Consider the following 14771-nt stretch of genomic DNA (forward strand, 5'->3'; position numbering starts at 1 on the left):
CGGTGCTGGAAGAAGCGGGCTGGCAGCCCGGCAGGGACGCGGGGGACGCCGCCCTGCTCGCGATCCTCGTCGCGGTGACCCACGGCGCGGGCGAGGCCTTCCCCGCCGCCGAGCGGGCCGTGCGCGAGTTCCACGGCCTGAGCCCGCGCCCCGCCCCGGACGGCGGCGGGGAGGTCGCCGCCCTCGGCGCCGTCGTCGACCCGCGCGAGGCCCGCCACGACGTCCCGACCCTGCTCCGGCTCGCCGACTCCCTCGGCGTACGCCTGTTCCCCCTCGGCCGTACGGACACGGACGCGCCGCTCGCGGTCGACGAGCACGGCCGGCTCCTCATGCTCGGCCCCGGGGGCCCCTGGCTCCTCGGCGAGACGGTCCACGACGGGCTCGCGGCCCTCACGGAGGGGCACGCGCCGGTACGGCTCCGGCCGCCCCGGTGGACCGTCCCGCTCCCCGGCCTCCCCGCCGACCTCGACGCGGTCGTGCGGGCCGCGCTCGTCGCCGTCTACGTCCTGCACAGCACGGGCGTCTTCAGCGCCCGCGCCCTGCACCTGCGGGCCACCACCCTGCGGGGCATCGGCGTGGTGGCGGTGGACAAGGAGTTCCCGCTGCGCCGGGGCGCCCTGGCGGACAACGCGGAGCCGCTCGCCGAGGCGATGACCCGCGCCCTCGAAGCGGTGGGCGCCCGCCCGGGCGCCTGCGCGCTGACGGTCTCCGTCCCCGCCCCGCCCGGCACGGAGGGCCCGGCGGCCACGGTCGCCTGCGCGGTGACGACGGGCGCCGAGCCCGACGCCCCCGCCCTCACCCTGTCGGCGGCCCTGTCGGCGGCCTCGGGCCCCACGGCGACGGCCCTGACCGCCTGCGCCCGTGAACTGACGGCCTGGGCGGCGACCCGCGACGCCCCCTAGCAGCGGGGGTCCGGCGAGCCGGTCGCCCGACGCTCAGTCGAGGCAGAACTCGTTGCCCTCGACGTCCTGCATGTTGATGCAGGACTCGTTCTCCTCGTCGGCGTACAGGGTGTTCACGTGGACCGCGCCGAGCTTGGTCAGGCGGGCGCACTCCGCTTCGAGGGCGGCGAGGCGCTCGGCGCCCACCAGGCCCGTGCCGGCGCGGACGTCGAGGTGCACCCTGTTCTTCACGACCTTGCCCTCGGGGACCCGCTGGAAGTAGATCCGCGGGCCCTTGCCCGAGGGGTCGACGGCCGCCGACCACGACTCCTCGCCCTCCGCCGATGGCGGGACGACGTACCCCAACACCTCGCACCAGAAGCGAGCGACACGCGCGGGCTCCGCGCAGTCGAAGGTGACCTGGACTTCCCTGATCGTTGCCATCGGAGCACCGTAGCGGTGACAACTGCGCTGCTCAAGCAGGTTTTTCAGTGGACGGAGAAACCGCCGTCCACGAAGAGCGACTGGCCCGTGACGTACGCGGAGGAGGCACTCGCCAGGAAGACCGCCGCGCCCGCGAAGTCCTCGGCGAGGCCGTTGCGGCCGACCATCGTGCGCGCGGCCAGGGCCGCCACCTTCTCCGGGTCGGAGGCGAGCCGCCGGTTCAGCGCGGTCAGCACGAAGCCGGGCACCAGGGTGTTGGCGGTGACGCCGTACGGGGACCAGGCCTCGGCCTGGGAGCGGGCGAGGGACTCCAGGGCGCCCTTGGAGACCCCGTACGCACCGCTCTGGACGAACGCCCGGTGCGCCTGCTGGGAGGTGATGTGGATGATCCGGCCGAAGCCCCGCTCCGCCATGCCGGGGCCGAAGCGCTGGCCGAGCAGGAACGGTGCCTCCAGGTTCACGGTCATCGTCGTGTCCCAGACGTCCTCGCCCAGCTCGGAGAGCGGCGGACGGAGGTTGATCCCGGCGGAGTTCACGAGGATGTCGGGTTCGCCGAAGACGGCGGCCGCCGCCTCCGCCCCCGCCCCGATCCCCTCGCGGGTGCTCAGGTCGGCGCTCACCCAGGCCGCCCGGCACCCCTCGGCCGCCAGCTCCTCCACGGTCGCGACGAGGTCGGCCTCCTTGCGCGCGAGGACCACCACCCGCGCGCCGGCGCGCGCGAGGGCCCCGGCGACGGCGCGGCCGATGCCGGAACTGCCGCCGGTGACGAGGGCGGTGCGGCCTTCGAGGGAGAAGAGGCCGGAGAGGTATCCGGGGGGCGTGCTGCTCATCTGGTCTGCGCTCCTCGCGTCGTACGGCACCGGCCCCGCCGTGTGCGGATGGAGGGCCGGTACGCGCATCCTCGCAGAGGCGGCTCAGGCCAGACGGGCGAGGAACTCCGTCCAGGCGGCGGGCGCCACGGTGAAGTGGGGACCGGTGGGGTTCTTGGAGTCGCGGACGTGGACGGTGGAGGGGCAGGAGGCGACCTCGACGCAGTCGTCGCCGCTGCCGCCGCTGTAGCTGTCCACCAGCTCGACCGTTGGGGCCTGCCGTACGGCTCCGAGACCGCCGACACCGCCGCGCTCGTCGTCGCGGAACTCGCCGCCAACGCCGTCACCCACGGCCGGGTGCCCGGGCGCGACTTCGAGCTGGGGCTCGCGTACACGCCCGGGCTGAGGCTGGTGATCGACGTCTCCGACACGCGGGGCGAGCGGCGCCCCGCCTCCGTCGCGCCGGGGCTGCTCGACGAGGGCGGCCGGGGTCTGCTCCTGGTCGGGGCGCTGGCGACCCGGTGGGCCGTGCTCGACCGCGTACCGGTCGGGAAGACCGTACGGGCCGAGCTCGACCTCAGCCCCGAAGGGCCTCGTACCCCGCCGGGCGGGTGGTGAAGGTGCCCCGGCCCTGGGTGCGGCCGCGGAGGCGGGACGCGTAGCCGAAGAGTTCGGCCAGCGGGACCGTCGCCGAGACCACCGCCGTACCGGAGCGGGTCACCTGGTCCGTCACCCGGCCGCGGCGGGCCGCGAGGTCACCGAGGACCGCGCCGACCGACTCGGCGGGGACGGTGACCGTCACGTCGGCCACCGGCTCCAGGAGGGACAGCACGCTCGCGCGGAGCGCCTCGCGGAGGGCGAAGCGGCCCGCCGTGCGGAACGCCGGCTCCGAGGAGTCCTTCGGATGCGTGGCGCCGTCCGTGAGCGTGACCCGGACACCCGTCACCGGGTGGCCCCCGAGGGGGCCCTCGACGAGGGCGTCCCGGCAGCCGGCCTCGACCGCGCGGACGTACTCCTGCGGCACGCGGCCGCCCGTGACCGTCGACGCGAACGCGAACTCCTCGTCCCCGTCGAGCGGTTCGACGTCGATGACGACGTGGGCGAACTGGCCCGCGCCGCCGTCCTGTTTCACATGACGGTGGAGCAGCCCGGTGACGCCCTTCACCACCGTCTCCCGGTAGGCGACCTGCGGACGGCCGACCGTGACCTCCAGGCCCCGGTCGCGCCGCAGCTTCTCCACCGCGACCTCCAGATGCAGTTCACCGAGCCCCGACAGCACCGTCTGGCCGGTCTCCGGATCGGACCGCACGACCAGCGACGGGTCCTCCTCGGAGAGCCGGGCGAGCGCCGTCGCCAGCCGGCCGGTGTCCGTGGCGCGACGGGCCTCCACCGCGACCGAGACCACCGGGTCGGCGGTCGTCGGCGGCTCCAGGACGACCGGGGCGTCCGGGGCGCACAGGGTCGCCCCGGCGCGTACGGCCTTCGGCCCGACGACGGCGACGATGTCACCGGCGCGCGCCGACTCCACCTCCGCCGTCCGGTCCGCCTGCACCCGCAGGACGCGGGCGATCCGCTCGGTGCGGCCGGTGACGGCGTCCAGCACGGTGTCCCCCTTCCCCATCGTGCCCGCGTAGACGCGGACGTACGTCATGCGGCCGGTGGCGGTCGCGCTCACCTTGAACGCGAGCGCCGTGAACGGCGCCGACGGGTCCGCCGCGACCTCTCCGCGTACCGGAGCCATGTCCGAGGGCGCGGGCAGGTACGCGACGACGGCGTCGAGGAGCGGTTCGACACCCCGGTCGCGGTACGCCGAGCCGCAGAGCACGACCACGGCCTCGCCCGCGAGGGTGAGGTCCCGGAGCGCGCCCGTGAGGGTCTCCTCGGTGAGCCGCTCCCGGGCGCAGTACTCGTCCAGGGCGCCCGGATGCAGCTCCGCCACCGTCTCCTCCAGGCGTCGCCTGCGGCGCCGGGCCTCGTCGAGGAGCCCGTCGGGTACCGGTTCGTCGGCGTACGCGCCGCCGCCCTCGGCCCACACGTACGTCCGCATCCGGACGAGGTCGACGACGCCGGTGAAGCCGTCCTCGCGGCCGACGGGCAGCTGGACGGGGAGCGGGACGGCGCCGAGTCGCGTACGGATCGACTCGACGGTCGCGTCCAGCGAGGCGCCCGCCCGGTCCATCTTGTTGACGAACGCGAGGCGCGGGACGCCGTGCCGGTCGGCCTGCCGCCACACCGTCTCGCTCTGCGGCTCGACGCCCGCGACGGCGTCGAAGACGGCGACGGCGCCGTCGAGGACGCGCAGCGAGCGCTCGACCTCGTCGGAGAAGTCGACGTGGCCGGGCGTGTCGATCAGGTTGATCCGGTGACCGTCCCAGTCGCAGCTGACGGCCGCCGCGAAGATGGTGATGCCGCGGTCGCGCTCCTGCGGGTCGAAGTCGGTGACGGTGGTGCCGTCGTGGACCTCGCCCCGCTTGTGGGTGGCGCCGGTCAGGAACAGGATCCGCTCGGTGACGGTGGTCTTGCCGGCGTCGACGTGGGCCAGGATGCCGAGGTTGCGGATGCCGACGGTGCCGAAGGTGTCGAGGTGGGTGCGCACGGTGTCGTGCCTTTCGCTGCTGTGTGGACACAGGGCAGCGCGATTCCCGGACGCGTGGGAGTGGGAGAGCAGGGGGGCGTCAACGGGCCTGCGGTGACGGGCGCGCAGCCGTCACCGGCAGGCGGGAGAGGCGAGGATCACGTCGTACCGGGCACGGGGGAGGGACACGACGGCGGCGCGCTGGTGACGCACGGTCGGCTCCCCTCGGTCGGACACGGAACGGCACGGCCCACCGGGTCGGTGCGCCGTGCCGCGAGTCTAGGGAGCGCCGCCGCGGTGGCGACAGTGAATTACGCGGGCTGGTCGACGGGCCGGCCGGTGGACTCCCCGGCGGACTCGTCGGCGGGCTGGAGCAGGTCCCAGCGGTTGCCGTACAGGTCCTCGAAGACCGCGACCGAGCCGTACGGCTCGTGGCGCGGCTCCTCCAGGAAGCGGACGTCGGCCGCGGTCATCCGGGCGTGGTCGCGGGCGAAGTCGTCGGTGTGGAGGAAGAAGCCCACGCGGCCGCCCGTCTGGTTGCCGATCGAGGCGGCCTCCGTGTCGTTCTTGGCGCGGGCGAGCAGCAGGCCCGCGTTCCCGAGACCGCCGACGCCGGCGGCGCCGCGCGGCCGGACGACGACCCAGCGGCTGCCGTCGCCCCGGTCGGTGTCCTCCACGAGCTCGAATCCGAGGGCGCCGGTGTAGAAGGCGATGGCTTCGTCGTAGTCACGGACGACGAGGGTGACAAGTGCGATGGACGGCATTACTCCAACGTAATACGCGCAAGCGGTAGGAATCTACCCGCGTCAACCCGCGTCGAGCGGCCCTTGACCCTCGCCGTGTCGAGGGTCCGATCGGGGTCCGATCGGGGGACGGGGGAGGGGAGGAGCCGGGCCGGGCGAGGGCCGGGCGCGGCCCGGGCGGCGCGGCGGCCGGGTGACGCCCCGGTGTCGCCGGGGTGAGGGCGGGATGACGGCGGGGCCGGAAGCCCGGTGGCGCTCGGGTGGTGCTCGGCCTCGCCCTGGGCCGGAGGCCTGGTGGTGCCCGGGAATCGCCCGGGTGGCGCCGGGCCTCGCACCGGGGGCCGCCCCCCCGAAGCCGCGCCGGGCCCCGCCGGCCCCGCCGAGTCCTGCCCCCCGGTGCGAGAATGCCCCCCATGGACGCACAGGCTTTCGAGCGGCTCGTCGCCCGCGCGCAGGGGCTCGTGGAGCAAGGGCTGATCGCGCCGGGGCGCAGGCGGGTGCTCGGGATCGCCGGGGCGCCCGGAGTGGGGAAGTCCACACTGGCCGAGCGGCTCGTCGGGCGGCTCGGCGGCGGCGCCGTGCTCGTGCCGATGGACGGCTTCCACCTGGCCGGGGTCGAGCTGGAGCGCCTCGGCAGGGCCGGCCGCAAGGGCGCGCCCGACACCTTCGACGCCGCCGGGTACGTGGCGCTCCTGGAACGCCTGCGCGCCCCCGAGCCCGGCACCGTCGTCTACGCGCCCGCCTTCGACCGGGGCCTGGAGGAGCCGGTCGCCGGAGCCGTACCCGTACCGCCGGAGGTGCCGCTCGTCGTCACGGAGGGCAACTACCTGCTGCACGACGAGGGGGCCTGGGCGCGGGTCCTGCCGCTGCTCGACGAGGCCTGGTACCTGGACCTGGACGACCGGCGGCGCGTGTCCCGGCTCGTCGAGCGGCACGTCCGCTTCGGCAAGGACCGGGCGCACGCCGAGCGCTGGGTCCACGCGTCCGACGAGCCCAACGCCCGGCTCGTCGCCCGCGGCCGGGACCGCGCCCACCTCGTCGTACCGATGTCCTGACCGCCGACGCCGACGCCGACGCCGACGCCTACGCGGGCGTACGCGCGCCCGCGTGCTCGGCCGCCGCCAGCGCGAGGGCACGGATCAGCGGGTGCGGGCGGCTGCCGTCGCCCGAGAGCTCCGGCTGGAAGAGGGTCGCCAGGAAGAAGGGGTGCCCGGGCAGCTCCGCGACGCGGATCCCGCCCTCCTCGTCCGTGCCCGTGAACCGCAGTCCGTGGGCGCGCAGCGTGGCCAGGTGGCGGCTGTCGGGTCCGTAGGTGCAGTGGTAGCGCTCGGTGGTCCGCTCCGCGCCGAGGCCCCGCTCGGCGAGCGAGCCCGCGGTCACCCGGACGACGCCCTCGTGGCCCACGAGCGAGCAGGCGAGCGGCGCGATCAGCAGGTCGTCGGCGTCGGCCGACGGGTCGTTCTCGGCGTGGGCGGCCGCGGTCAGGCCGCAGACGTTCCGCGCGTACTCCAGAAGCGCGTGCTGGAAGCCGCCGCAGGTCCCGAGGAACGGGATGCCGTCCTCGCGGGCGGTGCGGATCGCGGTGAGCGCCCCCGCCTCGCTGGCGTACGGGCTGCCGGGCAGCACCCACACGGCGTCGAAGCCCCGCACCGCGCCGGGCGCCTCCGCGTCGCCGGTCGGGATCCAGTACGCGTCGAGCGCCAGGCCGTCCCGCTCGGCGAGCGCGTCGAGGAGGACGGGGACGCGGACGTGGGAGCGGACGTGCGGCGAACGGTCGCCCACGAGAGCGATCCGGGGCGCGTGCGGCGCAAGGGGCGGGGAGGGCATGGTGGTCATGGCCACCATGCTGGGCGGCGGCCCGGGTTCACGTCCAACGATGATTGCTGCACTGTCCATCAGGGACGCTGATGAACGCCTGGGTAGGCTGGCCGCATGACGAACCCTCACGACTGGGACCAGCGCGTCGCCGCCCTCTGGGAGCGCCTCGACGAACACGAGCCCGCCGCCTTCCGCGCCCGGATCGCCGCACTCGCCGCCGAGCTGCCGGAGGACGACGCCGTCGCCCTCTTCGAGCAGGGCGCCGCCCACGACTCCACCGGAGAGCCCGCCGAGGCCGTCCGCCTCTACCAGCGCGCCCTCGACCGCGGCCTCACCGGCCTGCGCCGCCGCCGCGCCGTCATCCAGCTCGCCAGCAGTCTGCGCAACCTCGGCCGCCCGGACCGCAGCGTCGACCTGCTCACCGCCGAGCGGGCCGTCCCCGCCGACCGGCTCGACGCCGACGAGGCCGCCCTCGCCCCGGCCGTCGACGCGTTCCTCGCCCTCGCCCTCGCCGACACCGGCCGCGACCGCGAGGCCGCCTCCCTGGCCCTCGGCGCCCTCGCCCCCCTGCTGCCGCGCTACAACCGCTCGCTCGCCCACTACGCCCGCGCCCTCCTCACCGCCCCCGACGGCGCCTGACCGGGCGCCGCCCGGCCCCCGTCACCGCCCGGCCCCCGCCACCACCATGGACCCGCACCTCCTCCGTACGTACGTCACCGTGGCCCGGCTCGCCTCCTTCTCCGAGGCGGCCCGCGCGCTGGGCTACACCCAGTCCGCCGTCTCCCAGCACATCGCCGCCCTGGAGAGCGACCTCGCGCTGCCGCTCCTCACCCGCAGACCCGTCGCCCCCACCCCCGCCGGAGAACGGCTCCTCGAACACGCCGAGGCGCTGCTGCTCCGCCTCGACGCGGCCCGCGCCGACCTCGACCGGTTCGCGGCCGCGCCCCGCGCGACCCTGAGCGTCGCGGCCTCCCCGCTCGCCCTGCACGCCCGGACCCTCGCCGCGCTCCCCGCGACCGGCGTCACCCTGCGCGCCCTGCCGCCCGGGAGCGTGCCCGTCGCCGTCGCCACCGGCGAGGCCGACGCCGGGCTCGTCGACGGGATCGCCGCCCCCAGCGACCCGCTGCGGCTGCCCGACGTGGCGCCGCTCGTCGCGACCGGCGTCGCCGAGGACCCGCTCGCCGTCGTGCTCCCCGTCGACCACCCGCTCGCCGGGCGCCCGGGGCTCCGCCTCGACGACCTCGTCGACGCGCGCTGGCTCGACGCGCCCGCCGCGGGCGTCCCGCTCGACCGGCTGCGGGCCGTGCACGGCGGACCCGCCGGGCGGGGCTTCCGCACGGGCCTGCGGTACGACGGCACCGACACCCGGGCCCTCGCCGCCCTGGCCGCCGCGGGTCACGGCCTCGCCCTGCTCCCGGAGCCGGTCGCCGCGGACGTGCCGGGCGCCCGCGCCGTCCCGCTGGTCGCGCCCCGGCTCGTCCACCGCACCGAACTCCTCCTCCCGGTGGGCGCGCCGCACGAACCCGGTTCCCCCGTCGCCGAGTTCGCCCGCACGCTCTCCCGGGACACCCCCCAGGGCTGACGCCCGCAGTCGCTACCCTGGGCGCAACGGCGACGGAAGGCGGGCGGGCGTGGGGTGGCTGCGACGAGGACCCAGGCGGGACGGAGACGACGCACCGAGGGACCCCGAGTTCGCGTACTTCTCCCAGGCCGAGGCCGCGCTCTTCCGGGGGCGGGTCCGGGCCGCCTTCGCCGAACTCGGTCTCGAGGTCAGCGTCTACGCCGATCACGTCACCGACGACAAGGGCCGGCAGTTCGGCCTCGGCAACCTCGCCGCCGTCTGCCACCAGGACCGCCGGGGCCCGCGCGTCTGGCCCCGGCTCATCGACCGCCACATCGGCCTCGTCGTCCGCGCCATGGACGGCCCTTCGGCGCTCGACACCCTGCCGCCCGACCGGATCCGCGCCCAGCTCTACCCCCGGGTCGTCAGCGGCGAGGGCATCGACCCCGACGACTTCCGCTACGCCCGCGCGGTCGGGCCGGGGCTGTACGAGATCCTCGCCCTGGACCTGCCGGAGAGCGTCATGATGCTCACCGACGAGGCGCTCGACCGGCTCGGCGACCACGCCCAGCTGCGCGACCGCGCCCTGCGCAACCTGCGCGGACTGCCCGTCGAGGAGCACGAGACCGTACGGGACGCCGACGGCATGTCCTTCGAGGTCATCCTCGGCGACTCCTTCTACACCGCGAGCCGGGTCCTCGACCTCGACGGGGTGGCCCGCCGCGTCACCGGAGTGCCGCTCGGCGAGCACGGCGCCCTGGTCGCCCTGCCGTTCCGGCACCAGCTCGCCTTCCACCCCATCCGGGACACCACGATCGTCCCGGCCCTCGGCGCGCTCGCCTCCTTCGCCGCCTCCGGGTACGAGGACACGCCGGGCGCCATCAGCCCGTACGTCTTCTGGTGGCGCGGCGGCACCCTCACCCAGCTGAGCGAGCACGACGAGGAGGGCGGCGACCTGCGGATCGTCGTCGGCGAGGAGTTCCAGGAGCTTCTGGAGCGGCTCATCGCGCAGGGACCCGGGCGTCCCTGACCGGTCGCGGGGCGGGGGCGTGCCGGGCAGGATGCTGTACGTCGATGACGCCGAGGAGGTCGCCCATGGACAGCACCCGGCCCGCCGAAGCGGCGCCCGGACCCGTCCCCGGGACGCCGGAGCCGTTCACCGCCGCGGACTACCGCGCCCGCATGGAGCGGGCCGCCGCGTCCGCCGCCGAAGCGGGCCTCGACGGGGTCCTCGTCGCGCCCGGCCCCGACCTCGTCCACCTCACCGGCTACCGGCCGACGGCGATCACCGAGCGCCTCACCGTCCTCGTCCTGGCCGCCGGACGGGACCCCGTGCTCGTCGTGCCCACGCTGGAGGCGCCCGACGCCGAGCGGGCCCCCGGCGCCGCGGCGCTCACCCTGCGCGACTGGACGGACGGCACGGACCCGTACACCGTGACCGCCCCGCTCCTCGACGTCGACGGCAGGTTCGGCGTCAGCGACAACGCCTGGGCCCTGCACCTCCTCGGTCTCCAGCAGGTCCTGCCCGGTACCTCGTACGTCTCCCTCACCGAGGCGCTGCCGATGCTCCGGGCCGTGAAGGACGCCCACGAGCTGTCGCGGATCGCCGCCGCCGCGGCCGCCGCCGACCGGGCGTACGAAGAGATCCTCACGGTCCGGTTCGCGGGCCGCCGGGAGACCGAGGTCGCCGCCGACCTCGCCGCGCTCCTCCTGCGCTTCGGCCACTCCCAGGTCGACTTCACCGTCGTGGGCTCCGGCCCCAACGGCGCCAACCCGCACCACGAGGCGGGAGAGCGGATCATCGGGCGCGGCGACATGGTCGTCCTCGACTTCGGCGGACTCAAGCACGGGTACGGCTCCGACACCACCCGTACCGTCCACGTCGGCGAGCCCACCGACGAGGAGCGGCGCGTCCACGACCTCGTGCGGGAGGCCCAGCAGGCCGGCTTCGAGGCCGTTCGGCCCGGGGTGGCCTGCCAGGAGGTGGACCGCGCGGCCCGCAAGGTCATCACGGACGCCGGCTTCGGCGAGTACTTCATCCACCGCACCGGCCACGGCATCGGCGTCACCACCCACGAGCCGCCGTACATGGTCGAGGGCGAGGAGCGCCCGATCGTCCCCGGCATGTGCTTCTCGATCGAGCCGGGGATCTACCTGCCCGGCCGCTTCGGCGTCCGCATCGAGGACATCGTCACGGCCACCGAGGACGGCGGCGGCCACCGCTTCAACACCACCCCGCACGAGATGGCGCTCGTCGAGTAGGGAGGGGCCCTCCGCCCGTCAGCCGTCGGAGAGGACGACCGCCGACTCGGCCGGCAGCCTGAGCGCCCCGTCCTCGCCGGGAGCGTCCGTCGGCTCCCAGGCGGCGAGCACCCGGTCCCGGCCGTTCGAGCCGAGCGGGATCACCGCCGTGCCCTTGCCGAGGTTGACCGCGACCCGCAGGTCACCGCGGCGGAAGACCAGCCAGCGGGCCTCCTCGTCGAAGGCGACCCGCACCGCGCCCAGATCCGGGTCCGTCAGGTCGGGCAGGGTGCGGCGCAGGGCGATGAGCTGCCGGTGCCAGGCGAGGAGCCGCTTGTGCGGGTCGCGCTCGCGCTCGGCGCGGTCCAGGACCGAGCGGTCCCGGGTGGCGGGCTCCTGCGGGTCGGGGACCTCCTCCTCCGCCCAGCCGTGGGCGGCGAACTCCCGTCGCCTGCCCTGTCGTACGGCCTCCGCGAGCTCCGGGTCCGTGTGGTCGGTGAAGTACATCCAGGGCGTCGCCGCCCCCCACTCCTCGCCCATGAAGAGCATCGGCACCGAGGGGCCCGTCAGGACGAGCGTCGCAGCGCAGGCCAGCAGGCCGGGGGAGAGGGAGGCGGAGAGCCGGTCGCCGAGGGCGCGGTTGCCGATCTGGTCGTGCGTCTGGGCGTAGCCGAGGAAGCGGTGCGCCGGGGTCCGCTCGCGGTCCACGGGGCGCCCGTGGCAGCGGCCCCGGAAGGTCGAGTACGTGCCGTCGTGGAAGAAGACGTGCGTGAGCGTCTTGGCGAGCGCGGCCAGCGGGGCGACCGCGAAGTCTGCGTAGTAGCCCTGGTCCTCACCGGTCAGCGCGGTGTGCAGGGCGTGGTGGAAGTCGTCGTTCCACTGCGCGTGGAGGCCGAGGCCGCCGAGCGCGCGGGGGGTGGTGGTGCGCGGATCGCCCAGGTCGGACTCGGCGACCAGGAAGTGGTGGCGGCCCTGCTCCTTCGCCAGCTCGTCGACGCCGGCCGAGAGTTCCTCCAGGAAGGACAGGGCCCGGGTGTCGGCGAGCGCGTGCACCGCGTCGAGCCGCAGCCCGTCGATCCGGTAGTCGCGCAGCCAGGCGAGCGCGCTGCCGAGGAAGTACGCCCTGACCTCGTCCGAGCCCGGCGCGTCCAGGTTCACGGCCGCGCCCCAGGGGGTGTGGTGGGTCTCCGTGAAGTACGGGCCGAAGGCCGGCAGGTAGTTGCCGGACGGCCCGAGGTGGTTGTGCACCACGTCCAGGACGACGCCCAGGCCGAGGCCGTGCGCCGTGTCCACGAACCGCTTGAGCGCCTCGGGGCCGCCGTACGGCTCGTGGACGGCCCACGGCGCCACCCCGTCGTACCCCCAGCCGTGGACCCCGGGGAACGGGCAGAGCGGCATCAGCTCCACATGGGTGATGCCGAGCCCGGCCAGCTCCCCGAGGCGGGCGGCCGCCGCGTCGAGCGTCCCCTCCGGGGTGAAGGTGCCGACGTGCAGCTCGTACAGGACCGCGCCGCGCAGCCGCAGCGGCGGTGCCTCGTGCCGCCAGACGTACGCGGAGTGGTCGACGACCGCGCTCAGGCCGTCGGGCCCGTCGGGGAGCCGGCGGCCGCGCGGGTCGGGCAGCACGTGCCCGCCGTCGAGGGCGAAGCCGTAGCGGTCGCCGTCCTCGGCGGGCACCACGCCCGTCCACCAGCCGTCCCGCTCGCCGTCCCGGTCCAGGGCATGGCCGGTGCCGTTCAGTTCCAGCGTCACCCGGTCACGGGCGTGCGGCGCCCACACCTCGAACAGCACGGATCGGTCCCCTCGTCGACGGAGTACGGATCAACGAACGACTTCCGCGTCCATCCTGGCAGTCAGGAACGCGACGCGCCCGGCGCATCCCACACGTAGTTGATCGCGCGCTCGAAGGTGACGTAGCCCGCGCGGGCGAAGGCCGCCGCCATCGGGACGTTGCCGAGGTCGGTCGCCGCGCGGACGCGGGGCACGTCCTCGGCGGCCAGGACGCGCGTGCCCTCGGCGAGGATCTCGTCGATGTAGCCGTGCCCGCGGTGGGCCGGGAGCACGCCGACGTACGCGATCGTGTGGTGGTAGTTGTTCCGCGCGGGCACGACGAAGCCCACCGGCTCGCCCGTACCCGGCAGCTCCGCCACCCGCCACCAGGCGCGGGGCGAGGCGTAGTGCCCGAGCTCCTCGTCGTAGTGCAGCTCCGCCGCCTCCCGGGCCGACAGCCCGGACGCCAGGTCGGCCCGCCCGTGCGCGTCGAGCGTGCCCTCCATGACGGGCGTCATCAGCGCGACCAGGTCCTCCCGGTCGCGTACGGGACGGAACGTCAGCCGGTCCGTCGGCTCGGCCACCGGTGTGCCCGGGCGCCACTCCAGGCGCAGCCGCTCCACCAGCGGGCGGGCGCCGGACCGCTCCAGGACGGTGAACAGCGACTCCAGGAGCGCGCGGGTCTCCGGGACCTCGCGCCAGTCCGCCGGCAGGAAGCGGCCGAACTCGGGGCGCCGCGCGCCCGCCGGGACCACCGCGGCCGTCGCCGTCTCCAGGAGCCTCAGCCCGACCTCGACGCGCTCGTCCTCCGGCAGCGCGGGGTCGAGGTCGAAGAAGTCGAGGGCGCCCGGCTCCGCGCCGGCCGTGTGGGCCCACCAGGAGAGCCGGCCGAGCAGCCGGCCGCCCCGCAGGGCCACCCACATCCACTCGGGGAGGCGGCGGCCGGTGGCCAGGTCGTCGGCGAGTTCGTGGTCGAGCGAGTAGGTGAGGCCGCGGAAGAGGTCCAGCTCCTCCGGTCCGGCGAGCGGGCGTACGACGAGTGCGTCGGTGAGGGCGATGGCGTCGGTGGCGTCGGGCACGTGGGTGTTTCCCCCGGGATCGTTCGGTGGCCGGTCGAACGCCAGACCCTAGCAGCGATCTTGGAACGGGCATGCGGGAAATTCCCCGCGGCCCGTGGACCGGCCGGTGGTCGGCCCGCGGCCCGCCGGGTCGCTCACCCGCGGCTCACCCGCGGCGCACCGCGCCTCAGTCGGTCGCCCGGCCGTCGCGCACCGGCCGCCGTCCGTCCGCCCTTTCGGCCACTTCTGGACACCTCGGGCCCGACGGACCGACAATCACCCCTGTGACGACCCCTTTCGAGCTTCCGGCGAACTCCCCTCGGCTCTCCGACGCCGAGCGGGACCGCGCCCTCGCGTTGCTCAGGGAGGGCGCCGCCCAGGGACGCCTGTCGCACGACACCTTCCTCTTCCGGATGGAGCGCGCGCTCGCCGCCCGGCGGCCGGACGAGCTGGAGCTGCTCACCGCCGACCTGCGCGGCGAGGGCGCCTGGACCCGGCGGGTGGTCGGCGCGGTCGGGAAGGTGTCGGCGTTCACGGCGCGGCTGCGGCGGGCCTGGCACGCCGAGCGGCTGCCCAAGCTGCTGCTGCCGCACCCCGGGCCGCATCCGCTGCGGATCGGCCGGGACCCGGTGAACGGTCTGCGGCTCAGCCACGAGACCGCGTCCCGGCTGCACGCCGAGCTGTCCCAGCAGAGCGGCGTGTGGGTGCTGCGCGACCTGGGGTCGACCAACGGGACCACCGTCAACGGGCGGCGGGTCACGGGCGCCGTGGTCGTGCGGGCCGGGGACGTCGTCGGCTTCGGGCAGATGTCCTTCCGGCTCTCCCTCGACTGACCCGCGCGGTTCCCCCTCTCCCGGTTCACCCGTTCGGC

The 14771-nt window shown here is 75.6% G+C and carries 16 protein-coding genes; 8 read left to right on the plus strand and 8 right to left on the minus strand.

What is annotated here, in order from left to right; all coding sequences use genetic code 11:
• The first annotated feature begins 2 nt into the window (after nucleotides 1–2).
• Nucleotides 3–902, plus strand: a complete 900-nt coding sequence (locus tag ACWDVG_RS23155) for an SUKH-3 domain-containing protein (protein ID WP_451701327.1) — start codon at nucleotides 3–5, stop codon at nucleotides 900–902.
• A gap of 33 nt (nucleotides 903–935) precedes the next feature.
• Here the strand turns inward: ACWDVG_RS23155 and ACWDVG_RS23160 are convergent, their stop codons facing one another.
• The 3 genes from ACWDVG_RS23160 to ACWDVG_RS23170 all read right to left on the minus strand — a co-directional run bounded on the left by ACWDVG_RS23160 (nucleotide 936) and on the right by ACWDVG_RS23170 (nucleotide 2395).
• Nucleotides 936–1325, minus strand: a complete 390-nt coding sequence (locus tag ACWDVG_RS23160) for a VOC family protein (RefSeq protein WP_451701329.1) — start codon at nucleotides 1323–1325, stop codon at nucleotides 936–938.
• A 44-nt stretch (nucleotides 1326–1369) separates the two neighbouring features.
• Nucleotides 1370–2155 carry an SDR family NAD(P)-dependent oxidoreductase gene (locus ACWDVG_RS23165; RefSeq protein WP_451701331.1) on the minus strand — a complete coding sequence of 262 codons (786 nt, stop codon included), beginning with the start codon at nucleotides 2153–2155 and terminating at the stop codon, nucleotides 1370–1372.
• A gap of 84 nt (nucleotides 2156–2239) precedes the next feature.
• Nucleotides 2240–2395 carry a DUF397 domain-containing protein gene (locus ACWDVG_RS23170; protein ID WP_451701430.1) on the minus strand — a complete coding sequence of 52 codons (156 nt, stop codon included), beginning with the start codon at nucleotides 2393–2395 and terminating at the stop codon, nucleotides 2240–2242.
• On the opposite strand from ACWDVG_RS23170, the gene ACWDVG_RS23175 reads away from it, so the two are divergent.
• Nucleotides 2324–2752, plus strand: a complete 429-nt coding sequence (locus tag ACWDVG_RS23175) for an ATP-binding protein (protein ID WP_451701333.1) — start codon at nucleotides 2324–2326, stop codon at nucleotides 2750–2752. The genes ACWDVG_RS23170 and ACWDVG_RS23175 overlap by 72 nt on opposite strands.
• Here ACWDVG_RS23175 and fusA read toward each other — a convergent pair.
• A complete protein-coding gene (gene fusA / locus ACWDVG_RS23180) occupies nucleotides 2712–4730 on the minus strand; it encodes an elongation factor G (RefSeq protein ID WP_451701335.1) in 2019 nt (672 codons plus the stop codon). The genes ACWDVG_RS23175 and fusA overlap by 41 nt on opposite strands.
• Nucleotides 4731–5020: 290 nt before the next feature.
• On the minus strand, nucleotides 5021–5473 hold the full coding sequence (locus ACWDVG_RS23185; protein ID WP_451701337.1) for a VOC family protein: 453 nt from the start codon (nucleotides 5471–5473) through the stop codon (nucleotides 5021–5023).
• Between the two features lie 392 nt (nucleotides 5474–5865).
• On the opposite strand from ACWDVG_RS23185, the gene ACWDVG_RS23190 reads away from it, so the two are divergent.
• Nucleotides 5866–6507 (plus strand): nucleoside/nucleotide kinase family protein, encoded by a 642-nt coding sequence (locus tag ACWDVG_RS23190; RefSeq protein WP_451701339.1) that lies wholly within the window; start codon nucleotides 5866–5868, stop codon nucleotides 6505–6507.
• A gap of 28 nt (nucleotides 6508–6535) precedes the next feature.
• Here ACWDVG_RS23190 and ACWDVG_RS23195 read toward each other — a convergent pair whose 3' ends face one another.
• Nucleotides 6536–7288: a CTP synthase C-terminal region-related (seleno)protein gene (locus tag ACWDVG_RS23195; protein WP_451701341.1), complete on the minus strand. Its 753-nt coding sequence runs from the start codon at nucleotides 7286–7288 to the stop codon at nucleotides 6536–6538.
• A gap of 96 nt (nucleotides 7289–7384) precedes the next feature.
• On the opposite strand from ACWDVG_RS23195, the gene ACWDVG_RS23200 reads away from it, so the two are divergent.
• From ACWDVG_RS23200 to ACWDVG_RS23215, 4 genes are all read left to right on the plus strand, one after another.
• Nucleotides 7385–7909, plus strand: coding sequence for a tetratricopeptide repeat protein (locus ACWDVG_RS23200; RefSeq protein ID WP_451701343.1), 525 nt, complete (start codon nucleotides 7385–7387; stop codon nucleotides 7907–7909).
• A gap of 46 nt (nucleotides 7910–7955) precedes the next feature.
• On the plus strand, nucleotides 7956–8852 hold the full coding sequence (locus tag ACWDVG_RS23205; RefSeq protein ID WP_451701346.1) for a LysR family transcriptional regulator: 897 nt from the start codon (nucleotides 7956–7958) through the stop codon (nucleotides 8850–8852).
• A 49-nt stretch (nucleotides 8853–8901) separates the two neighbouring features.
• Entirely contained in the window at nucleotides 8902–9861 is a 960-nt protein-coding gene (locus ACWDVG_RS23210; RefSeq protein ID WP_451701348.1) for a hypothetical protein, read from the plus strand.
• Nucleotides 9862–9926: 65 nt separating this feature from the next.
• Nucleotides 9927–11093, plus strand: coding sequence for an aminopeptidase P family protein (locus ACWDVG_RS23215; protein ID WP_451701350.1), 1167 nt, complete (start codon nucleotides 9927–9929; stop codon nucleotides 11091–11093).
• Nucleotides 11094–11111: 18 nt separating this feature from the next.
• Here ACWDVG_RS23215 and treZ read toward each other — a convergent pair whose 3' ends face one another.
• Nucleotides 11112–12863, minus strand: coding sequence for a malto-oligosyltrehalose trehalohydrolase (treZ, locus tag ACWDVG_RS23220; protein ID WP_451701352.1), 1752 nt, complete (start codon nucleotides 12861–12863; stop codon nucleotides 11112–11114).
• 62 nt (nucleotides 12864–12925) lie between these two features.
• The gene (locus ACWDVG_RS23225; protein WP_451701354.1) at nucleotides 12926–13921 is read right to left on the minus strand and encodes a GNAT family N-acetyltransferase; all 996 of its coding nucleotides are present in this window, start codon (nucleotides 13919–13921) and stop codon (nucleotides 12926–12928) included.
• Between the two features lie 263 nt (nucleotides 13922–14184).
• Here ACWDVG_RS23225 and ACWDVG_RS23230 point away from each other — a divergent pair, with 263 nt between their 5' ends.
• On the plus strand, nucleotides 14185–14733 hold the full coding sequence (locus ACWDVG_RS23230; RefSeq protein ID WP_451701356.1) for an FHA domain-containing protein: 549 nt from the start codon (nucleotides 14185–14187) through the stop codon (nucleotides 14731–14733).
• Nucleotides 14734–14771 lie beyond the last annotated feature (38 nt).

It is taken from the genome of Streptomyces sp. NPDC003327, from assembly GCF_053589515.1.

Bases quoted from the DNA above. Each gene is read 5' to 3' on its own strand.
- ACWDVG_RS23165 (WP_451701331.1), bottom strand. From the start codon at position 2,155: ATGAGCAGCACGCCCCCCGGATACCTCTCCGGCCTCTTCTCCCTCGAA.
- ACWDVG_RS23160 (WP_451701329.1), bottom strand. From the start codon at position 1,325: ATGGCAACGATCAGGGAAGTCCAGGTCACCTTCGACTGCGCGGAGCCC.
- ACWDVG_RS23185 (WP_451701337.1), bottom strand. From the start codon at position 5,473: ATGCCGTCCATCGCACTTGTCACCCTCGTCGTCCGTGACTACGACGAA.
- ACWDVG_RS23215 (WP_451701350.1), top strand. From the start codon at position 9,927: ATGGACAGCACCCGGCCCGCCGAAGCGGCGCCCGGACCCGTCCCCGGG.
- ACWDVG_RS23200 (WP_451701343.1), top strand. From the start codon at position 7,385: ATGACGAACCCTCACGACTGGGACCAGCGCGTCGCCGCCCTCTGGGAG.
- ACWDVG_RS23195 (WP_451701341.1), bottom strand. From the start codon at position 7,288: ATGACCACCATGCCCTCCCCGCCCCTTGCGCCGCACGCGCCCCGGATC.
- ACWDVG_RS23190 (WP_451701339.1), top strand. From the start codon at position 5,866: ATGGACGCACAGGCTTTCGAGCGGCTCGTCGCCCGCGCGCAGGGGCTC.
- ACWDVG_RS23205 (WP_451701346.1), top strand. From the start codon at position 7,956: ATGGACCCGCACCTCCTCCGTACGTACGTCACCGTGGCCCGGCTCGCC.